9 protein-coding genes are annotated in these 18185 nt (G+C 54.8%); 5 read left to right on the top strand and 4 right to left on the bottom strand.

What is annotated here, in order from left to right; translation table 11 throughout:
• Nucleotides 1–51: 51 nt before the first annotated feature.
• Both RBB77_RS17495 and RBB77_RS17490 read right to left on the bottom strand, forming a co-directional pair.
• Nucleotides 52–1374, bottom strand: coding sequence for an MFS transporter (locus RBB77_RS17495; RefSeq protein WP_353063020.1), 1323 nt, complete (start codon nucleotides 1372–1374; stop codon nucleotides 52–54).
• Between the two features lie 80 nt (nucleotides 1375–1454).
• Nucleotides 1455–2897, bottom strand: a complete 1443-nt coding sequence (locus RBB77_RS17490) for a Gfo/Idh/MocA family protein (protein WP_353063019.1) — start codon at nucleotides 2895–2897, stop codon at nucleotides 1455–1457.
• A gap of 493 nt (nucleotides 2898–3390) precedes the next feature.
• Here RBB77_RS17490 and RBB77_RS17485 point away from each other — a divergent pair, with 493 nt between their 5' ends.
• The gene (locus tag RBB77_RS17485) at nucleotides 3391–4467 is read left to right on the top strand and encodes a LacI family DNA-binding transcriptional regulator (RefSeq protein ID WP_353063018.1); all 1077 of its coding nucleotides are present in this window, start codon (nucleotides 3391–3393) and stop codon (nucleotides 4465–4467) included.
• A gap of 96 nt (nucleotides 4468–4563) precedes the next feature.
• Here RBB77_RS17485 and RBB77_RS17480 read toward each other — a convergent pair whose 3' ends face one another.
• On the bottom strand, nucleotides 4564–5364 hold the full coding sequence (locus RBB77_RS17480; protein WP_353063017.1) for a 6-phosphogluconolactonase: 801 nt from the start codon (nucleotides 5362–5364) through the stop codon (nucleotides 4564–4566).
• Between the two features lie 351 nt (nucleotides 5365–5715).
• Nucleotides 5716–6834, bottom strand: a complete 1119-nt coding sequence (locus tag RBB77_RS17475) for an SIS domain-containing protein (protein WP_353063016.1) — start codon at nucleotides 6832–6834, stop codon at nucleotides 5716–5718.
• Between the two features lie 1017 nt (nucleotides 6835–7851).
• On the opposite strand from RBB77_RS17475, the gene RBB77_RS17470 reads away from it, so the two are divergent.
• From RBB77_RS17470 to RBB77_RS17455, 4 genes are all read left to right on the top strand, one after another.
• Entirely contained in the window at nucleotides 7852–10335 is a 2484-nt protein-coding gene (locus tag RBB77_RS17470; RefSeq protein ID WP_353063015.1) for a PKD domain-containing protein, read from the top strand.
• Between the two features lie 141 nt (nucleotides 10336–10476).
• A complete protein-coding gene (locus RBB77_RS17465) occupies nucleotides 10477–12852 on the top strand; it encodes a D-tagatose-bisphosphate aldolase, class II, non-catalytic subunit (RefSeq protein ID WP_353063014.1) in 2376 nt (791 codons plus the stop codon).
• 16 nt (nucleotides 12853–12868) lie between these two features.
• Complete coding sequence (locus RBB77_RS17460; RefSeq protein ID WP_353063013.1) at nucleotides 12869–14233, top strand: APC family permease; 1365 nt, start codon at nucleotides 12869–12871, stop codon at nucleotides 14231–14233.
• Nucleotides 14234–14780: 547 nt separating this feature from the next.
• Nucleotides 14781–18134, top strand: coding sequence for a TonB-dependent receptor (locus tag RBB77_RS17455; protein WP_353063012.1), 3354 nt, complete (start codon nucleotides 14781–14783; stop codon nucleotides 18132–18134).
• Nucleotides 18135–18185: the final 51 nt, after the last annotated feature.

Genomic DNA, 18185 nt, shown 5'->3' with positions numbered 1-18185 from the left:
GGCGCGTAGAGGTAGCGCCAGGTGCAGCGCATTTTCGCGACGGCAGCCCGGTTAGCTCTTCAGCGCAATCGGACCAGCAGCGCTGGCTGGAGCGCGAACCAGCAGCAACAAACAAGCAGTTGCCAGAATCGGCATCAGACCGGCAACCAGAAACGCTGGCGCATAAGAAAAGCGATCGACCAGGATGCCGACGGCAAATGTGAAGGCCGCGCCCACCAGCCCAGCTGCCAGCCCGCTTACCCCGGTTACCGTGGCCACCACGTCCTGGGGAAACAGATCGGAGGGTAGAGTGAGACCCATGGTCGACCAACTTGCGTAGCCCCACAGTGCGAAACAGATCAGCCCCAATGCAAAATAGACGCTGTGTACAGAGGCAGCAGGAATCCCCGCAAGAATCGGCAGGCAACTGACGACGCATACCCAGGTGCGGGCACGCAGCACCGAGACGCCGCGGCGAATGCAGTAGCCTGAAATCCAGCCTCCCGTGAAGTTGCCAAGATCGGCGGCGATAAAAGGTATCCACGCAAAAAGGGCGATGCGCTGCAGGCTGAATCCGCGTGCATCACTGAGATATTGCGGAAGCCAAAAGACATAGAACCACCAGATAGGATCAGTGAGTGCACGCCCCAGCACAATGCCCCAGACGTTGCGATTGCGCGCTAACGTGAGCCACCGTTGCACTCCGCGTTCCGCAGAGGTGGAAGGCGCGTCTTGGCCCGCGCGGATGAGTGCCACTTCGTCCTTCGTGACCCTTGGATGACGGTCTAACGGATGGTAGACGCGCAACCAGAGCGCCAGCCAGACAAAGCCCAGAGCGCCGGAGAAAAAGAAGGCGGAACGCCAGCCAAAGGCCAACGCTATGAGAGGAATCACGAACGCAGCCACGGCTCCGCCGACACTGGAGCCGCTATCAAAGATGGCCACGGCAAGGCTGCGTTCCTGGCTAGGGAACCACTCCGCAACGGTCTTGCTGGCTCCGGGCCAGTTGAACCCTTCGCCTATGCCGAGTAGAAATCGAAAAGCCGCAAAGCCGAAAACGGAGCTGGCGAAGCCAGTGAGGATGTTGATCACCGACCAGAAGACGACAGCAAGAGCAAGCCCGAGGCGCGTGCCCACAGCGTCAAGAAAGATGCCGCCAAGCAGCCACGTGAGAGCATACGAGATCTGAAACGCGCCAAGAATCTTGGATAGGTCTGTATGCGTCAAGTGGTATTGCGCCGTGATCAGCGGTGCCAACACGGAGAACGTCTGCCGGCTGATGTAATTGGTTACCGTAGAAAGGAACAGCGTCCAAACAATCCACCATCGCACGCTCCCTCTGCCGCGCGGCTTCTGCGACGCGTCAACCTCCACTGCCACATTTTCAGCATTCATTGCATCTCGCTATGCCACTACCTCACTCAAGAATCCGGGTGGATGCCGCCTCGTTGCTATGTAGACCAGGCATTCGTCGATCAGGCAGTGGAAGCTCCAACCGGATGATCGACAATTTGCTCGTTCTTCGAATCCCAATACAGCTTCCTACCGCTCCAGTAAGATTGTGTCGCCATGATGCAGATAAGCGAATGCGAGAATCCATGTTCGACGGTGGCGTTGGGCTGGCTCCGCGTCTGCATCGACTGCAACCAGTTCACCAGATGAACTACGTCATCATCGTCCGGACCCAGTGAGGTCGGCGCCGGCGCTCCGGGAACCTGGACAATTTCTCCGCCGTCTTTCGCGGGTCCAACGATGGGAAGACTTTTGTACGCCGGCCCAACGTCGAATGGATCGAACTCCTGCCTACCCCCTTCGCGCGTAACCATAAACAGCGACGCGCCCTCGCCGCCGTAATTCTCGATCGTGCCATCTCGTCCATCAATTCGCGAAAAGCTGCGATAGCTGTTTCCGAAGATCGTCTTGTACGTGTAGAGAAAGCCCTTCGGATAGACGATTGCCGTCACGGCAGTATCCGGATTTTCCCGTCCATCGTTCCATGCGAAGATTCCGCCGTTGGCAACCACGCTCTCCGGATAGGCCTCGTCCGTCCACAGATGCACCAGGTCGCAGCCATGGCTAAGCCACTGATCGAAGATTCCCGACGAAAAGTCTTTATACAGCCTGAATTCAAGATAGACATGGGGATCAAATGGACGATCAGGCTTACCCAGCAGCCACCGCTTCCAATCCGTATCGTCTTCTTTCAGATGCGATGTCCGGCCATTGAGCCATTGCTTCCACTCCATGTTGACGTCCATCAACATCTCTCTGGAATAGCCAGTGTCCGACCGAGTGAATCTCCACCGCTCTTCATTGACATTCCATTCCTGCTCAACGTGTACGATCTTTCCGATGCGTCCCGAACGAATGATGTCCCTTACTGCAAGCGGATAGGGCTGGCTGCGATGCTGTGTTCCCATCTGCACAATTTGTTTGGATTGCCTGACGATGTTGCGCGTCTCAATGGCCTCGGAGAGTACGTTCGCAAAGGGCTTTTCAACGTAGCAATCCTTTCCGGCCTTCACCACTTCGGCACACAGCTTGGCATGCTGGAAGTCGCCCGTGGCAATCATCACTCCGTCAAGGTCCTTCAACGCCAGCATCTCTTCGGAGTACTTGAAGCTTTGCGGTTCAACATTGAACGCCTTTTTCACCTGGGCCGCGCGGTGCTCCCGTGCCATGCTCCACAGATCGCAAACTGCAACCACTTCAACCGGCATCTGCTTGGAGGCAAGCGTCACCATGTGCACATGTCCCTGGCTCCGGTCACCGCAGCCGAGTTGGCCCAGGCGAATGCGATCGTTGGCGCCGAGAATGCGCGCATAGGATTGAGCACTCATGCCTGCAGCCAGCATCGTGACTCCAGCCTGCTTCACAAATGTGCGGCGATCGATTTCTTTTCTTGCGTTTTCAGCCATTGCAATCAACTCCCGGTTTTTGGATCGCAGGGTGGTGCGGAAAATCTCAAAGGAAAGGGAAGGGTCTGATTGTGCAGCGCAATCTCATCAGCGTAGCCACTTGTGTACACAGTACGACCGCATCATGAACGGACAGTAGCACATGAAAATATTTGAAAGCAAGAGAAATTTCCGAATATCGTCGAAATTTCTCTAAGTGGAGGGAATGCAAGAGTCCGCTCGATGGCCACTTCTTTCCATCTGAGGTGACGGTCAAAATCTGGAGCAACAGCTCGGGCCTGCGCAAGAGCCTTTTGGAGAGCGCACATCCTGCCTATGTTGGTCCTTAAACAAAGGTCTATATACGCAAGAAGTGCCGGTCTTTGCTTTTCGTGAAAATTATCTGGTATCGTGGTCTCAAGTCGGCGAGCCCGGTTTTCCTGCGCACTTGGGAAAGGACCATCTTAGTCATGAACGAGATCGGGAAGTACCGGGGCGTGGGTCATGGAGTCGCATGACCGACGCGGTTTCAAGGAAGAAAAAATTCGGCCTGCGAGAGATTGCTTCCGCAGCACAGGTAAGTATTTCCACGGTTTCCCGGGTTCTGAATGGGAGCCACACCGTCGATGCTGGCATCCGCAAAAGCGTACTTGCGGCCGCGGCCGATCTTGATGTCGACTTTTCTCAACGAAATAAAACCAAGGCTCTGGCAATTCTCCTCAGTAATCGTGTCAAGCACCACGCATTTCACTCCAGCGTCATTCTTGGAGCTGAGGCGGTCTGTGCTTCGCATAACTGGGAATTGATCTTCCAATCGCTCAATTACCCGGCAAGTGTCCCTGGTAAGGATCTCCACTTGCCGAACGTCGTTCAACGGCGCGACATTGTTCGTGGAGTGATTCTGGCGGGCACAAACTCCGCAAACCTTCTCGAATTACTTACCTCAAAAGGTGTTCCTTTCGTGGTCTTCGGCAATAACTTGATGGAAGAGGTTGAGCATTCCAATTACGACGTAGTCTTCTCCGATGATATCCAAGGTGGGTTGGACGCTACACGCTACCTCATAGGCTTAGGGCACCGCCATATCTGGTTCGTGGGCAATCTTCGTCTTCCCTGGTTCGCCCGGTGCTACGAGGGCTATCGGCGCGCAATGGAAGAAGCGCATTTGCAGCCTCGCCACAGCACTATGGATTCAGAAGACGAGACCGATATCGGCTATCTCGGGACAAAGTCTTTACTGGCTAAAGGCGAACAGGTAACGGCTATCTTCGCGGGGAATGACCCAACAGCACATGGTGTGTATAAGGGGCTGCGCGACAGCGGCCTGGAGATCCCGGGCGACATCAGTGTAGTAGGTTGCGATGATACCGTTGGTCCCTGGTTGTACCCTGCCTTGACGACCATCCGCGAGTTTCCTGAGCAATTGGGCAAACAGATGGTGGAAGTGCTGCTGAACAGGATTGCCAATCCCGGTCAACACCGCCAGCAGATAACTCTGCCTACCGAACTTATCAAAAGAGACTCATGCCGGGCGATCTCCGCTTCCGCCAATATTCCGGTTGTCGCCGCATCACGCAAATCGAGGAGCTAGGACCTCGATTGATAACTGCGAATAAGTCGAGAGCGGTGGAAACAAGCCTGATTGTATTCACCGTCAAAATGGGCTGAGGTCCGTTCTTCGCTGTTGTTATCGGGAGAGAAGTACGTCATCTAGTTCGCTGGCCGATTCCAAGTCTAAATATATTGTCGTATCCGGGCGAGTGCGGAGGATCGTGGCGGGGCACTCCGTGGAGATGGCTTCTTCCAAGGCGCGGCGCACAATCATTGCTTTGCGTATACCCGGAACCGATACGATCAGTTTTGGAACGCGCAGCAGCGTTGGAATCGTAAGTGTTATCGCGCGGGCCGGAACCTGCTCCACATTAGGAAACCATCCCTCTGCCATTTGCTGCTGGCGGCAGAGGGCATCGAGCACAACAATCTTGGCATCGAGAGGATCGGTGAAATCTGCCACCGGGGGATCGTTGAAGGCAAGGTGGCCATTTTCTCCAATACCGAGAAAGCATACTTGCGGATCGGCGAGCCGAAGCTTGGCGGCATAGTTCTGGCTTGTCTGTTCCGGGTCCGGCGAGTTTCCATCAATTTCAGAAAACTCTTTCATCCTCACCTTGCCCGTCAATCTTTCGCGGAGATAGCGGCGGAAAGAGGCAGGATGATCCGCGGGCAGATTCACATACTCATCCATATGAAAGCCGTGAATCTGATCCCAGGGTATATCTGTAAGTCGAGTGAGCTCATTGAGAATCTCAAACTGCGAGGCCCCGGTCGCGAATATAACTCCTATCGAATTATGAGCTTTCGCTAACTCAATCAACGCCTTGCTCGCTGCCTGCGCAGCAGCTGCACCGGCTGCGTAACGGTTGGGATGTACTTCGACCGTTGCCGTTCCAACCTGGTAATACTTTGCCGGGCTACTTGCTTCAGTCACCTTGACTCCTTGGCGGGTGAGTAAGTTTGGAAATGTCATGGAACGGCACGTACTATAACCGGCACTGAATCCCAATACGCGTCGGGAGTATCTTCACCATGAATACGATTGAGCGAAGCGCTTGTCAAGAAAATTTTCACAGGAATCAGCGTAATTTTCTTCGCGAAATGCAATCTTGGAAACGAAGATGAGACGGCAATCTGTAGGGACTAGGGGATATTCGTGTAGGAGAGCAGACTTCCCTGGATCGGGTATCAATTCGGCGGTTCTCTCGCGCAAATCCACGGACTGATGGCCTGAGCTCTTGCGCGGCAGCTATGGCATCCTCGACGTTCACTCGTCGGCGAACTTCTACCTTGATGAGGAAGCCTCGTGATAAATCTTCACACCTTGAACCACGCGGTTGATGACTCCGTCCGGGCTGGGGTTATCGGGATTTAACCCGATTCGCAAACTCAGGTAATAGCCCAGAAGTTGAGGGCCAAGTATCTCAAACGGCGTACGCAAATCGTCGTTCGCTTCTGGAGCGATGGAGGGGATGACTTCGTCGAATAAATCCCCAGATTCGCGGGGATCGGCGATTCCGACCAGGTATCCGATCTTTTTTGTACGAAGTTCATGAATGAGGTCCACTTCGTAGCGGCGCCGGACCGGATCGCTGGATAGCAGGCACATCACCAACGTGTCACGTTTGACAAAGGACATAGGACCATGACGAAGCCCGAGGTACGTTTCGGTGGCCACAGGAAAGCCCCCGGCAGTCATCTCCAGGGTTTTGAGTCCCGCTTCCCGGCCCCAGCCAAGCAATGGTGGGGAGGACAGCATCACGATCCGGTCTCGTGCACGATCTGCCACAAGCCGGCAGACGCCATCGATCTCGGGCAGCAATTCGGCCGCGCGTTTGCTGAAAACTTCAACTGCTGCCGGCACAGAATCAGGTTGCGCCAAAGCTAGTCCGGCAAGAACCAGATTGGAAAACGAACTGGTCATCACAAGGCTTTGGTCATTCGTCCGCGGATCAAGCACGATGAGCCCATCCAGACCCGAGTAAGACAAGGCTCCATCTTCATTGCAGACAATTGCAAACTGCAAAATGTCTGGCCTCATCTCTCGAATTCGCTCTACGACAGCGACGCTTTCTGGACTGTTGCCCGACCGAGCCAGTGAGATCACTGCCCCCACGTCCGCCAGATGACGATTCGAATCCAATAGAAAGTCAGTCGTAGGAATGGCCGATGCGTTATGCCAAGCCGCCGCAACCGCGCTGGCCGCGTAGGCAGATGTTCCCGCTCCAGTCACAAGGATGCCTGCATTGCAAAGTCTGGCCGGCAGTTGCATCTTTTCGGATGCTAAGAGAACCCGTTCAAGCGTGGTGGGCCAAAGGAGGGGCTGTCGAAGAATCTCCGGGAGTGTGTAGATGGGGGTGCCGTGGGTGGTGCTCTCTACGTGCACGCTGGGAAGCTCTGCCATGTAAAACTCCGTTCCTTAGGTCGAGTCAACTTCAAAGCATCGAAAATTATGTTTTCGTGCGAATAAATCGAAGTCGAAGCCTTACGTAAGAATATATGTGTGTTGCGCAACCGTCAATACTTTCACTTTGTGCTTTTCGAAACCACGATTACGGACTTTCAGCGCGAAATGATCCGCCGCCAATCCTGGAATAGTTTCGCATGCTCGACCACCCGGTTCCCCGTAGGCAGAGGTAATCGTGCTGGAGGAGTGCTCGGGTGCCCTAAGAACTTGTCCAAGAAATAGGTTGAACGTCGCAGCATTTGATAAGCGAAGGCGATATAGGTCATGGTTTCCTCGGAGCTCATGACATATTTCCATAGTCTTTGGAGAGGCGGCGTGACCAGTTGAGCTTCGCGAAGGTGCGTTTCGACGATCCTTTCAGCAGTGGCTCAAGGGTGGCGTACTGCACTTCCGCCAAATCGTTCCTCTACATGAGACCAAACTCATGCAACCGCTACCCCAGGCCTATGCCTTCCGGTATTTCCTCCATTAGTTTTGGACAGATTTTTAGATGCTTGTAGGGCAAGTCTCGGGAACTTCAGTTGTGCAGGGCGTCTCTTCCATCGTGCCGTTCCTCCTTCCTTTCGGAGGCAGATCGTCCCGCGATACTCGGGGGCCTCAAAAATCTCGATTGACACAAAAGTATTCGATTCGTAATATAGCGAAACATGATGACGTTTGAAATTTGCTATATATGATCATAATTGAAACGGTACGAAAATTGATAATGTACGCTTGACCCAAGTGATGGGCGCGTCAGGGCTGTTCAATTGAAGTTGTCAATGAAATGTTTTGAGAACCGAGGAGCCTTGGCTATCTATTAATAGTCCTTGGGATGTTGGGCGTTGAGCTCGCGGCTTTTCATCCTTGGAGCCCTGTTCTTAATGCTGGCAAACCAATGCCGGCGCCCTTTGTGATTTGTCTGCGAAGAATGAAGGAGTTCAAGTGAACCAATGGAATAGCCGAAAAATGTGCGTGCTGCTCGTTGCGGCCGCGATGGCTCTTGGAAGCCAGGCGTATGCAAACATGCAGGAGCAGCCGACCGATCACAGCGGGCCAGGGGAATTGGCCTCGATCCAGGGGAAGGAGTTGTCGGTACGCATCAACGCAGACGGTTCATACTCCATTGTACGGTCTGGAATTCCCGATCCTGTGCTGCGGTCTGGTGTGGAAGCCGACGTAGACGGCCGTCTGATGCAATCGTCTGCCTACCCGCAGCATAAGACGGCGCGGTCGGATTTTCACGACGAATTCGGTTCGGGAACGCAGCTCACGGTCACACATACGAGCCTCGCAGGTGCACCGGATCTGGTGTGTACTTTCAAGCTGTATCACGACCAGGCGTGGGGCGAGATTGAAGTCAAGGTGGTTAATACCACGAGCCAAACCATCTCTGTTCAGGCAATTCGCACTCTTCACGCTGCGGGCGGTCCGGTCATCAATCTGAATGGTCCCGCGTCGGCGGACCGCATCCTGTCGGACAGTTATAGTGAGGATCGGCCTCAACTCGCGATTCGCGACCTGGCCGACGGCCCACACGGAGTGCATAGGGCGGTGCAAAGCCAGCTCATCTTTAACCGGGACAGCGGCCAGAGCCTGTTCCTTGGCGCACTGACGTCCGACCGGCTCTTAACCATCTTCCATCTCAAAGAGCAACCGGCTGGCGGCGACACGAAGATTCTCTCGTATGAAGCAGTGGCAACGGGCACAACGGAAATCATGAAAGGCGAATCGCTCAGGCAATCGCCTGCCTCTGAGCAAGTAAGTCTGAGCCTTCCTGTTCACTCCGGAGATAGCCTTTCATCGGAGCGCCTCATGTTCTCTGTCGGCTCCGACTACCACGCACAGTTGGAGCACTATGGGCGCGCGGCGGGGTTGCTGCACAAGGCTCGAGTGAATACGCCGACACCGATCGGATGGTGGAGTTGGACTGCGTATTACTTTGGTCTCAACCAGGGAGCCGCTGTTACAACAGCGCAATGGCTCAGCGAGAACCTAAAGCCCAGCGGGTATATCTACTACCAGATCGATGAAGGATACCAATACGCGCGCGGCGAGTACACAACACCCGATGTCAACTTGTTTCCGCGTGGATTGGAATATATTGGCGGAGAGGTACGGCGCAATGGCCTCATCTTTGGCCTCTGGACCGCCCCGTACGAAGTCTCCGACCGCGCGTCGGTTTATCAGAACCACAAGGACTGGCTGCTGCACAACGCCGCAGGCGAGTTGATTCATATTGGTTATGTGACAGACCACAACGATCCCCTGTATGTGCTGGATACGACCAACCCGGGAGCGCAGAACTATCTCAAGCAGACGTATAGCACGCTCCACGACTGGGGTGTTCGTTTTATCAAGATGGACTTTATGGATGACACGGCGGTCGAAGGGGCCTACTATCGTCCGAATACAACCGCCTTGGAAGCGCAGCGGATTGGCCTTGAGGTCATCCGTAGCGCGGTCGGAGAAGACACGGTTCTAGATAAGGATGGCAGTCCAATGCTCAATCCTGTTGGGATCGTGGACGCGGGGCGCATCTCTCAGGATACCGGGCACACATTCGATGCCAGCCGTGATGCTGCTTCCGGCATCGCAGCGCGCTACTACATGAACCGCAATTTCTTTGTCGCGGATCCCGATGCGTTCACGGTCTCTTCCCAGACCGTGGATGATCACTCATGGCACGGAGGCCGGCATCCTCTCACGCACGACGAGGCAAAGGTATCGATCGCGCTGGCCGCTGTGTCCGGAGGCATGTTTGAGCTTGGTGACGATCTGCCCACCCTCGGATCATCCCCGGAGAGATTGGCTCTGGTAAAAAATACCGACCTGATCAATATGGCTCGCCTGGGCCATTCGTCCCTTCCCGTCGACCTGATGACCTATGAGCAGGCCGACAAGCAGCCCAGTGTCTTTCTGCTGAAGGAGGATAAGCGCCAGTCTATTCTTACCATTTTCAATTGGACAGAAGAGGAGCGCACGCGGTCCATAGATTTCAAGGCTCTCGGTTTGAAGGAGCCAGGTGCCTACCAGATCACGGAAGTGTTCGACGATAAACCCTGCTGCGATGCTTCAGCCGAAAAGATGAATCTTGTCGAGCCTCCGCATTCGGTTCGAATGTACAAACTGATCGACAAGGCTGTTGCTGCTGCGGCGCCCGCGTTTGAAGTGCATGCGGCAGCCTCAGCAAAAGCAGGAGAAACAATTGATTTCAGCGCCGAGGGAACGTCTACGGAGGAGCCGGTGCTGACATACCACTGGGATTTCGGCGATGGAGTTACATTAGACGGGATGAAAGTGCAACACACCTACACCAAGTCCGGAGCATACAGTGTGCAGGTGACTGCGATGGGGATCGATGCTGTCGCGAGCTCCAAGACAGTTGCGGTTTCGGTCTCCGGCACCATCCCCACACGGTTTGTGCCGGCGAATAAAAAGCGCCCAAGTGAACAATAGGCATTCGTGCGGGATCTTGAACGGAGGTCTACAACACCAACAATCGAATCCTCGATGGGCGAGGATACCTGGGGCATCACGCTCGACGTGGTCTGCATCCGTAAAGAGCACGCCTGTTCTAAGGCATGAACGATGGAGAGTATGAACTCAAGCGAAGTAGTAGGAAGCAGCCTGCAGAAAGGTTCTTCGGAGCAACCGGACGTTGCAATCGTCGGAGAGCTGAACCCCGATCTGATTGTCTACGGTGCGCCGCGCGAGCTGCCGGAAGAAAGGGAAGTGCTGGCCAGCGGCTTTACGCTTACCCTCGGTAGTTCCTCGGCCATCCTCGCGCATAACCTGTCGCTGTTAGGCAGCAAGGTTACGTTTAGTTCGCGCGTAGGCGGGGATGCGCTGGGACAGATGTGTTGCCGGTGGCTGCAGGACGCTGGTGTACGGGTGGATCACGTGGTTCAGTCGGCTTCTGGAAGTAATACCGGGATCACCGTGATACTTCCTTTCGCAACGACTCGTCGGATACTCACTTACCCCGGCGCCATGTTTGAGATGGGGATCGACGATCTGGATCTGGACTATCTGGCAACGGCCAAACATTTTCACTTATCCTCCTTGTTTCTCCATCGCAAGTTATCAGCCGATATCCCGGAGTTATTCAGAGAGATGAAAAGGCGCGGGTTGACCACGTCTCTCGATACGAACGATGACCCTGAAGACAAGTGGGCCGGTGTGCTTGAGGATGTGCTGCCCCTGGTGGACGTGCTGTTGTGCACGGAGAGCGAGCTGGCCAAGATGGCCAAGGCTGAACCCGCCGCCGAACGCATGTCTGCGAAGGTGCCGTTACTGGTTGTGAAGCGAGGAGCAGCGGGGGCCTCCGCGTACTTCGAAGGCCGGCGCATTGACGTGCCTTCGCTTCGAGTGGAAGTAAAAGATTCAGTGGGCGCGGGCGACACGTTTGACGCTGGCTTCCTGCACAAATGGGTTCGCAAGGCTCCGCTGGAAACGTGTATCGCCTATGGAAATCTGACCGGAGGCTTATCCGTCACGCGTTCCGGCGGCACGGAAGCCTTCTGTGACAGGGCATACCGCGAAATTTTTTTCCAACAACATTGGCAGCAGGAAAAGCTTGTGCCATCCAATTCGGGGACCCGATCCGTCGTGACGGTTGCGACTGAGCCGAGACCGGCCGCTGTATCCAACATGACCTCTGAGTTTGAAAAATCCGCAGCGTCACGCAATTCAGTGGATGAGATGCGTCAGCTGCTGCGGGAGAACCGGGAAGGAAAGCGCCGAGGCATCTACTCGGTGTGCACTGCGAATCGCCTGGTGCTGGAGGCGGCATTTGCGCAGGCCGCACGCGATGGAAGTTTGCTGCTCATTGAAGCGACATGCAACCAGGTCAATCAGCAGGGAGGCTACACCGGCATGGTCCCCGCGCAGTTTCGAGACTACATTCATGCCATTGCCGAGGAGATGCATTTTCCCATTGAGCGAGTCGTCCTGGGTGGAGACCATCTTGGCCCCAATCCGTGGAAGGACGAGCCTGCCAGCGTTGCCATGGAGAAAGCTTGCATCATGGTTGCCGCGTATGCGGATGCGGGGTTCAGCAAGATTCACTTGGACGCCAGCATGGCCTGCGCCGATGATGCGACGCCTCTTGCCCCCCAGGAGATTGCAGAACGTGCCGCACGGTTATGCGAAGTTGCCGAAAATGCATCGCACAACTCCGCGGCTCGCCCGGTCTACGTTATCGGAACTGAGGTGCCTACTCCCGGCGGCGCAGTGGAGGAAATGGAAATCGAAGTCACCTCAACGGAGAGCCTGCGGGAGACTCTGGAAGTGCACCGGCGGGCCTTCGAACGAAGGAACCTTCTGTCCGCCTGGGATCGGATCATCGGCGTGGTTGTGCAGCCCGGCGTTGAGTTTGGCCACGACACTGTCGAGGACTACCAGCCAGACAAGGCCATGCAGCTCAGCGAATCCATTCTGCAGCAGGATGGAATTGTCTTCGAGGCACATTCGACGGATTATCAGACGGCGGAGTCGCTTCGCCAACTTGTGAGTGGGCACTTTGGCATTCTAAAAGTCGGCCCTGAATTGACCTTCGTAATGCGGGAAGCAATCTTCGGCCTGGCACGCATTGAGGAAGAGTGGATTGCCGAGCAACGGCGCTCCAATCTGCGGGCAATCATCGAGCAGGTGATGCTTGAGCATCCCGGAAACTGGAAAGGTTACTACCACGGCGATGAGCGCCAGCAGCACATTGCCAGGGCCTACAGCCTGAGCGACCGGATCCGCTACTACTGGCCGAACGCCGAGATATCCAAGGCCCTTGCCGTTCTGCTCGAAAACCTTCGCGAACACCCCGCACCCTTGCCTCTTCTCAGCCAATATCTTCCTCGACAGGCAGAGGCAATTCGTACCGGGACAATCAGCAACGATCCGGTCTCCATCATTCATGATAAGGTACGGGAATCTCTGGCGCGCTACGCCGATGCTTGTGGGTTAGCGCTTCGTGGATGACCGAGGATCCACCCGTATGGACACAACTGTCGATCGATCCGTGGAGCCCCTTGGCCTCCGCCGCACGCTGAAGCTTCGCCACCTAATCCTTTACGGCATCATCATCATTCAACCCACGGCGCCTATGAGTATCTACGGCGTGGTCAGCAATGCCGCGCGAGGACACGTGGTGACGACCATCCTCATCGCGATGGTGGCCATGCTGTTTACCGCTGTGAGTTACGGCAGAATGGCGCGCGTGTATCCCAGCGCCGGGTCGGCTTACACCTATGTCGGCAAGGAGATTCACCCCCTGGCTGGCTATGTGGTCGGCTGGTCCATGCTGATGGATTACATGCTGAATCCCATCATCTGCGCCATTTGGTGCAGCGCGGCGGCCCAGAATATTATTCCCCAAATTCCCTATGCCGCCTGGGCCGTTGCATTTGTTCTGGTCTTCACCGGGCTGAACCTGCGCGGCGTGCAAACGTCGAGCCGCGTGAATGCTCTGCTCGCGTTGGGGATGAGCATCGTCGTGGTGGTCTTCATCGCATATGCCATACGCTACATTGCGCTGGTCGCGCGTCCCGTGGGTGGGCAATGGCTGCTGCCGTTTTACGATCCCGCTACCTTCGCTCCCGGACTCCTGTTTCATGGCGCATCGATCGCGGTGCTGACTTATATCGGCTTCGATGGTATTTCCACCATGTCAGAGGAAGTCGAAAACCCACGGCGTAACATCTTGCTGGCCACGGTCATCACCTGCTTCGCGATTGGCGTCCTGTCCGCGATCGAAGTGTACCTTGCGCAGCTTGCTTGGCCGGCACGCATTCCATTCCCGGCCTCCATGGTCGACACCGCTTACGTGCAGGTCGCCCTTCGCGTCGGCGGCAAGTTTCTTTTTCAATTACTGAATGCGACGCTCTTGATCGCCAATATGGGCTCAGGTATCGCTGCGCAATTCGGGGCCGCGCGTCTGCTCTATGGAATGGGACGCACCGATGCGCTGCCAAAGCGATTCTTCGGCGTACTAAATGAGAAGACGAGAATCCCGCGCAACAACGTGCTGCTGCTGGGCGCCGTCACGCTGGCCGGTACGTTTCTGTTGACCTTTGAAAAGGGCGCGGAACTGCTTAACTTCGGCGCGTTCATCGCGTTCATTGGCGTAAACGCGGCGGCGCTTATTCACTACAAGTTCCGCTCCCAGGAAAAGGTAGTTTTCGCGGCACTGTCGCCGCTCTGCGGTCTTGCCGTTTGCACGTTCATCTGGCTGAATCTCAATCTTGACGCCAAACTCCTGGGAGCCGCATGGGTAGGAGTCGGGCTGCTCCTCTACTTCGTGATGAAGGGAAACAAGCCTCTGGCAGCGGTGGAATGGTCGGATCCCACTAATTCCGCCTGACCAGCGCGGCCACATGATTCAGCAGGCCTGGCACCCGTTCCGAGCTGGATCCGCCTAACGCAGATCATCTCAATAAATTCCCTGGCATACGCTTCCCCGCATGTTTCGAATTGCTCCATTTTCGAAGATGCAACATATGCGCAACAAAACGAAATGTATAGAAATATCTTTGTCGTGGGTAGGAGGCGTAGATGGTGTTGCCACCGCCCTGTGGGCATGCCGGCTAGATCTAAGCAGGTACATCTCGGCTGTCGGGAGGTTTGGTAGCGCACTATTCTCAGCCCAATAGTGGGGACACAGCTTTCCTCCACCCCGCCGAAACAATGGGGCTAGTGGCAACGCACCATACCCGGAACGAATCACCCTATCATTAAAATGTTTTTTCTTCTTGACATTAACAGCCGATCAAACGTAAAAGAACAGACATGATCGAAACATTTCACAATCTAATGAAAACAAAGATTGTGTAACTAGATCCTCGCAAGGGCGAACAGTAGTTAGCATTTTTACTGGGCCAAATACTTCAGATGAGTGAGGGACAGCAGGGATGAGACCCATTGATGAAAGCCCGAATGCAGGGTGTCGGCTCTTTAACGACGTGCGGTTCAAACCAGCTGTTATCTTTTCTTCCCTGTTCTTTCTATTGCTAGCGGCCACTACGGCCTTTGGCCAATACACTACGGCGCGTCTGAGCGGCACGGTACAGGACAACTCAGGCGCGGCAGTCCCAGCGGCCTCGGTGACTGTGGAACAAACAGGAACTGGATATCAGCAGCAAGTCAAAACTGGAGACGCAGGAGAGTACCTGTTTCCGAGTTTGCCCATTGGCGATTACCAGCTGACCGTTAGCGTTGCTGGCTTCAACACCTACGTGCAAAAGGGAATTGGATTGACTGTGGGGCAGTCTGCCAGCCAGAAGGTGATCCTCACGGTTGGGGCGATAACCCAGCAAGTCACTGTAGAGGCCAACTCCAACCAGGTGACCACGGACGATGCGGCGATCACACAGGTTATCGGTCAGAAGAGCATAGAGAGCTTGCCGATGAATGGTCGCCAGGCCCAGCAGCTTGTCTTTCTTGTTCCCGGTGCAGTGGATGTGACAGGGCAGAACTGCGGCGTTGGTTGTGAAGGGGGCATTCTTCCCGGCGAGCAATATGCAAAGGTCAATGGTGGCGGTGCCAACGGCGTTTACTACCTGTTGGACGGCGTGGACTACAACGACTTTTACATCAACGCCAATTTGCCATTCCCCAGTCCGGACGCGCTGCAGGAATTCAATGTGCAAACCGATAACATGAGCGCCGCCTACGGAAACGCCACCGGCGGAGTTGCCAATGTTGTTACAAAATCTGGAACCGATCAGATTCACGGCGATGTCTTTGAGTACCTGCGCAATTACGCAATGGATGCCAGGAACTACTTTGCGGACTCTCCCAATCCATTGAAGCAGAATCAATTTGGAGGAACCATCGGCGGACCTATCTTGAAAGGGAAGCTATTTTATTTTGGTTCCTATCAAGGCACACGCCAGAACACTTCTATCAATGGCCTCAATTCGCAGGTGCCAACCCAGGCCGAGCGTAACGGAGACTTCTCGGCACTTCTCCCGGACACCGTGTTGACGAACCCCAATTCGAATTCGCCTTACCAGTTCAACAGCAACAACCAGATCAATCCCGCGGCGTTTGACCCGACGGCGTTGTACTTGTTGAATCACATTCCTCTTCCCAACGCCCCGCAGTTGGGGCCGAACTTTTTGGTTTACAACGGTGCCCCGTCCATCCAGAACACCGATGAGTACCTTGCCAAAATCGACTTCAACCTTGGCAAGCATCATCTCAGCGGACACTATTTTCAACTCAACTACACCGTCCCCATCATCATTCCCCCGCTAAGCAACATTCTTGAAGGCAATTCAGAAGCCCCGCAGAAGCTGGGACTGAAGAACGTCAGCGTTGTCGACATCTACACGATCTCCCCCACGGTTGTTCTCAATAGCTATTTCGGATGGAACAGCAAGACAGGTCTAACCCAGTCGGCGGCTCCTTTCAGCATTGCGGATGCGGGTGCGAATATTGCCCAACCCACCAATTTCGCGTCAACGCTCAACGTTGATGTATCTGGCGGGTTCATCGTGGGAGATCAACCCGCCACGGGAACGTGGGACAGCAGCCAGATTTCCGATCGTGAAGTCCTCAGCCTCGTCAAGGGCAAAAATGAGATCCAGGTTGGCGGCGAATGGACGCATATTCACATGCCCATGGGAAATAGCTACCAGGCGGACGGCAATTACAGCTTTGGTGGCAATCTAAGCGGAAACAATCTTTCAGATTTTCTGCTTGGAGCTGCATCCAGCTTTACGCAGGCAGGCGGGCTGTATTTGGACTTCAGCGGAAACGAGTGGAGCGCCTTCTTTCAGGACACCTGGCGTGCGACTCCACGGCTTACCGTGAGCGCCGGTATTCGTTGGGATCCGTTCGCTCCTTACACGGATAGCGAGGGACGCGTAGGATGTTTCGTCCCTGGAGCGCAATCGGCGCGCTATCCCAACTCACCCGCTGGTCTGATCTTCGGCGGAAGCGATCACGATGCTGGCTGCCCGGAATCTTCGATCTACAACAACTTCGGCAATGTAGGCCCCCGCTTTGGCTTTGCCTATCAGTTGACGTCCGATGCCAAGACAAGCCTCCGTGGTGGAATAGGGTATTACTATCAGGCCCCGAACGGCGTAGCCTTTGAAGATGTGGTCGGCATTCCTCCTTTTGCACCAATTGTGAATATCACCAACACGAACTTTACGAATCCTTACTCCGCCGCGGGTGTAGCGAATCCTTTTCCCGGATCATTCGGACCAATCAATCCAGGCCCATCGGCAACATTCCCTCAGGGCATCTCCTTCACAGAGATCTTCGATCGGCACTTCCGGCTTCCACAGATCCTCTCGTATAACCTCACGCTCGAACGTCAGTTGGGCTCCAGCTGGTTCATGCGTCTGCAATATGTGGGAAACAAAGGAACTCATCTGGGTGGTACCGGAGATCAGGAGTCAGGGCTGCTGCAACTGAATCCCTCGGTCTACATTCCTGGCCAGTCGACGGAGGATAATATTCAGCAACGTCGTCTCTATCCGAACTTCGGCTTTATCGGTTCAATCAACTCCGGAGTGATCAGTAACTACAATGCCGGCCAGATTGAAGTCGAGAAGCGCTTGGGCTATGGTCTCTCATTCCAAACCAACTACACGTGGTCGCACGCACTGAATAACTTCGGTCCCAATGGACAGGAGTATCTGTTTGGGATCGGCGGCATCAATACATGCGGCTGCGGCCGTTCTCTTGACTACGGCCCAGACGCCGGTGACGCTGCCAACGTCTTTAGACTGTCGGGAATTTATGCCTTCCATCATGTTCCAGGCAATGGCATCACGAACCAGGTGGTTAACGGATGGAACCTGAGCTTCATCACAAACTGGCAATCAGGTTTTCCATTTACCTCATTCGCAGAGGATGATAACTCCTTCAGTGCCATGGGCAATGACCGCCCTGACATCACCGTGGCAAACATTTCGCAGACCAAGTTGAGTACCACGCGCTCCCATGCTGCGTTGATCAACGAGTGGTTCAACACTGCGGATTTTGTCCCCAATGCCATCGGCACCTACGGAAACATAGGCAAGAATTCTCTGCGCGGTCCGAGACTTTTCACCACGGACTTAGCACTGCTCAAAACTGGAAAAGTAGGGGAACGGGTCAACTACGAATTTCGAGCGGAGTTCTACAACGTCTTCAACAATGTGAATTTTGGGAATCCCGATTTCGGACTTACAGACAGCAACTTCGGTCAGATCTCCTCTGCCGGCGATCCTCGAATTCTGCAGATGGCGCTGAAACTGAAGTTCTAACAAACCGAATCTGAGTGTACTTGTTACGCGGGAGAATAGTACTTCCTTCCG

Source organism: Tunturibacter psychrotolerans (assembly GCF_040359615.1).
In the GTDB taxonomy this organism is placed as follows: domain Bacteria; phylum Acidobacteriota; class Terriglobia; order Terriglobales; family Acidobacteriaceae; genus Edaphobacter; species Edaphobacter psychrotolerans.
The sequence above is the reverse complement of the archived record's forward strand: the minus strand, read 5'-3'. Positions and strand labels throughout refer to the sequence as shown.

Bases quoted from the DNA above. Each gene is read 5' to 3' on its own strand.
- RBB77_RS17465 (WP_353063014.1), top strand. From the start codon at position 10,477: ATGAACTCAAGCGAAGTAGTAGGAAGCAGCCTGCAGAAAGGTTCTTCG.
- RBB77_RS17455 (WP_353063012.1), top strand. From the start codon at position 14,781: ATGAGACCCATTGATGAAAGCCCGAATGCAGGGTGTCGGCTCTTTAAC.
- RBB77_RS17485 (WP_353063018.1), top strand. From the start codon at position 3,391: ATGACCGACGCGGTTTCAAGGAAGAAAAAATTCGGCCTGCGAGAGATT.
- RBB77_RS17495 (WP_353063020.1), bottom strand. From the start codon at position 1,374: ATGAATGCTGAAAATGTGGCAGTGGAGGTTGACGCGTCGCAGAAGCCG.
- RBB77_RS17475 (WP_353063016.1), bottom strand. From the start codon at position 6,834: ATGGCAGAGCTTCCCAGCGTGCACGTAGAGAGCACCACCCACGGCACC.
- RBB77_RS17460 (WP_353063013.1), top strand. From the start codon at position 12,869: ATGGACACAACTGTCGATCGATCCGTGGAGCCCCTTGGCCTCCGCCGC.
- RBB77_RS17490 (WP_353063019.1), bottom strand. From the start codon at position 2,897: ATGGCTGAAAACGCAAGAAAAGAAATCGATCGCCGCACATTTGTGAAG.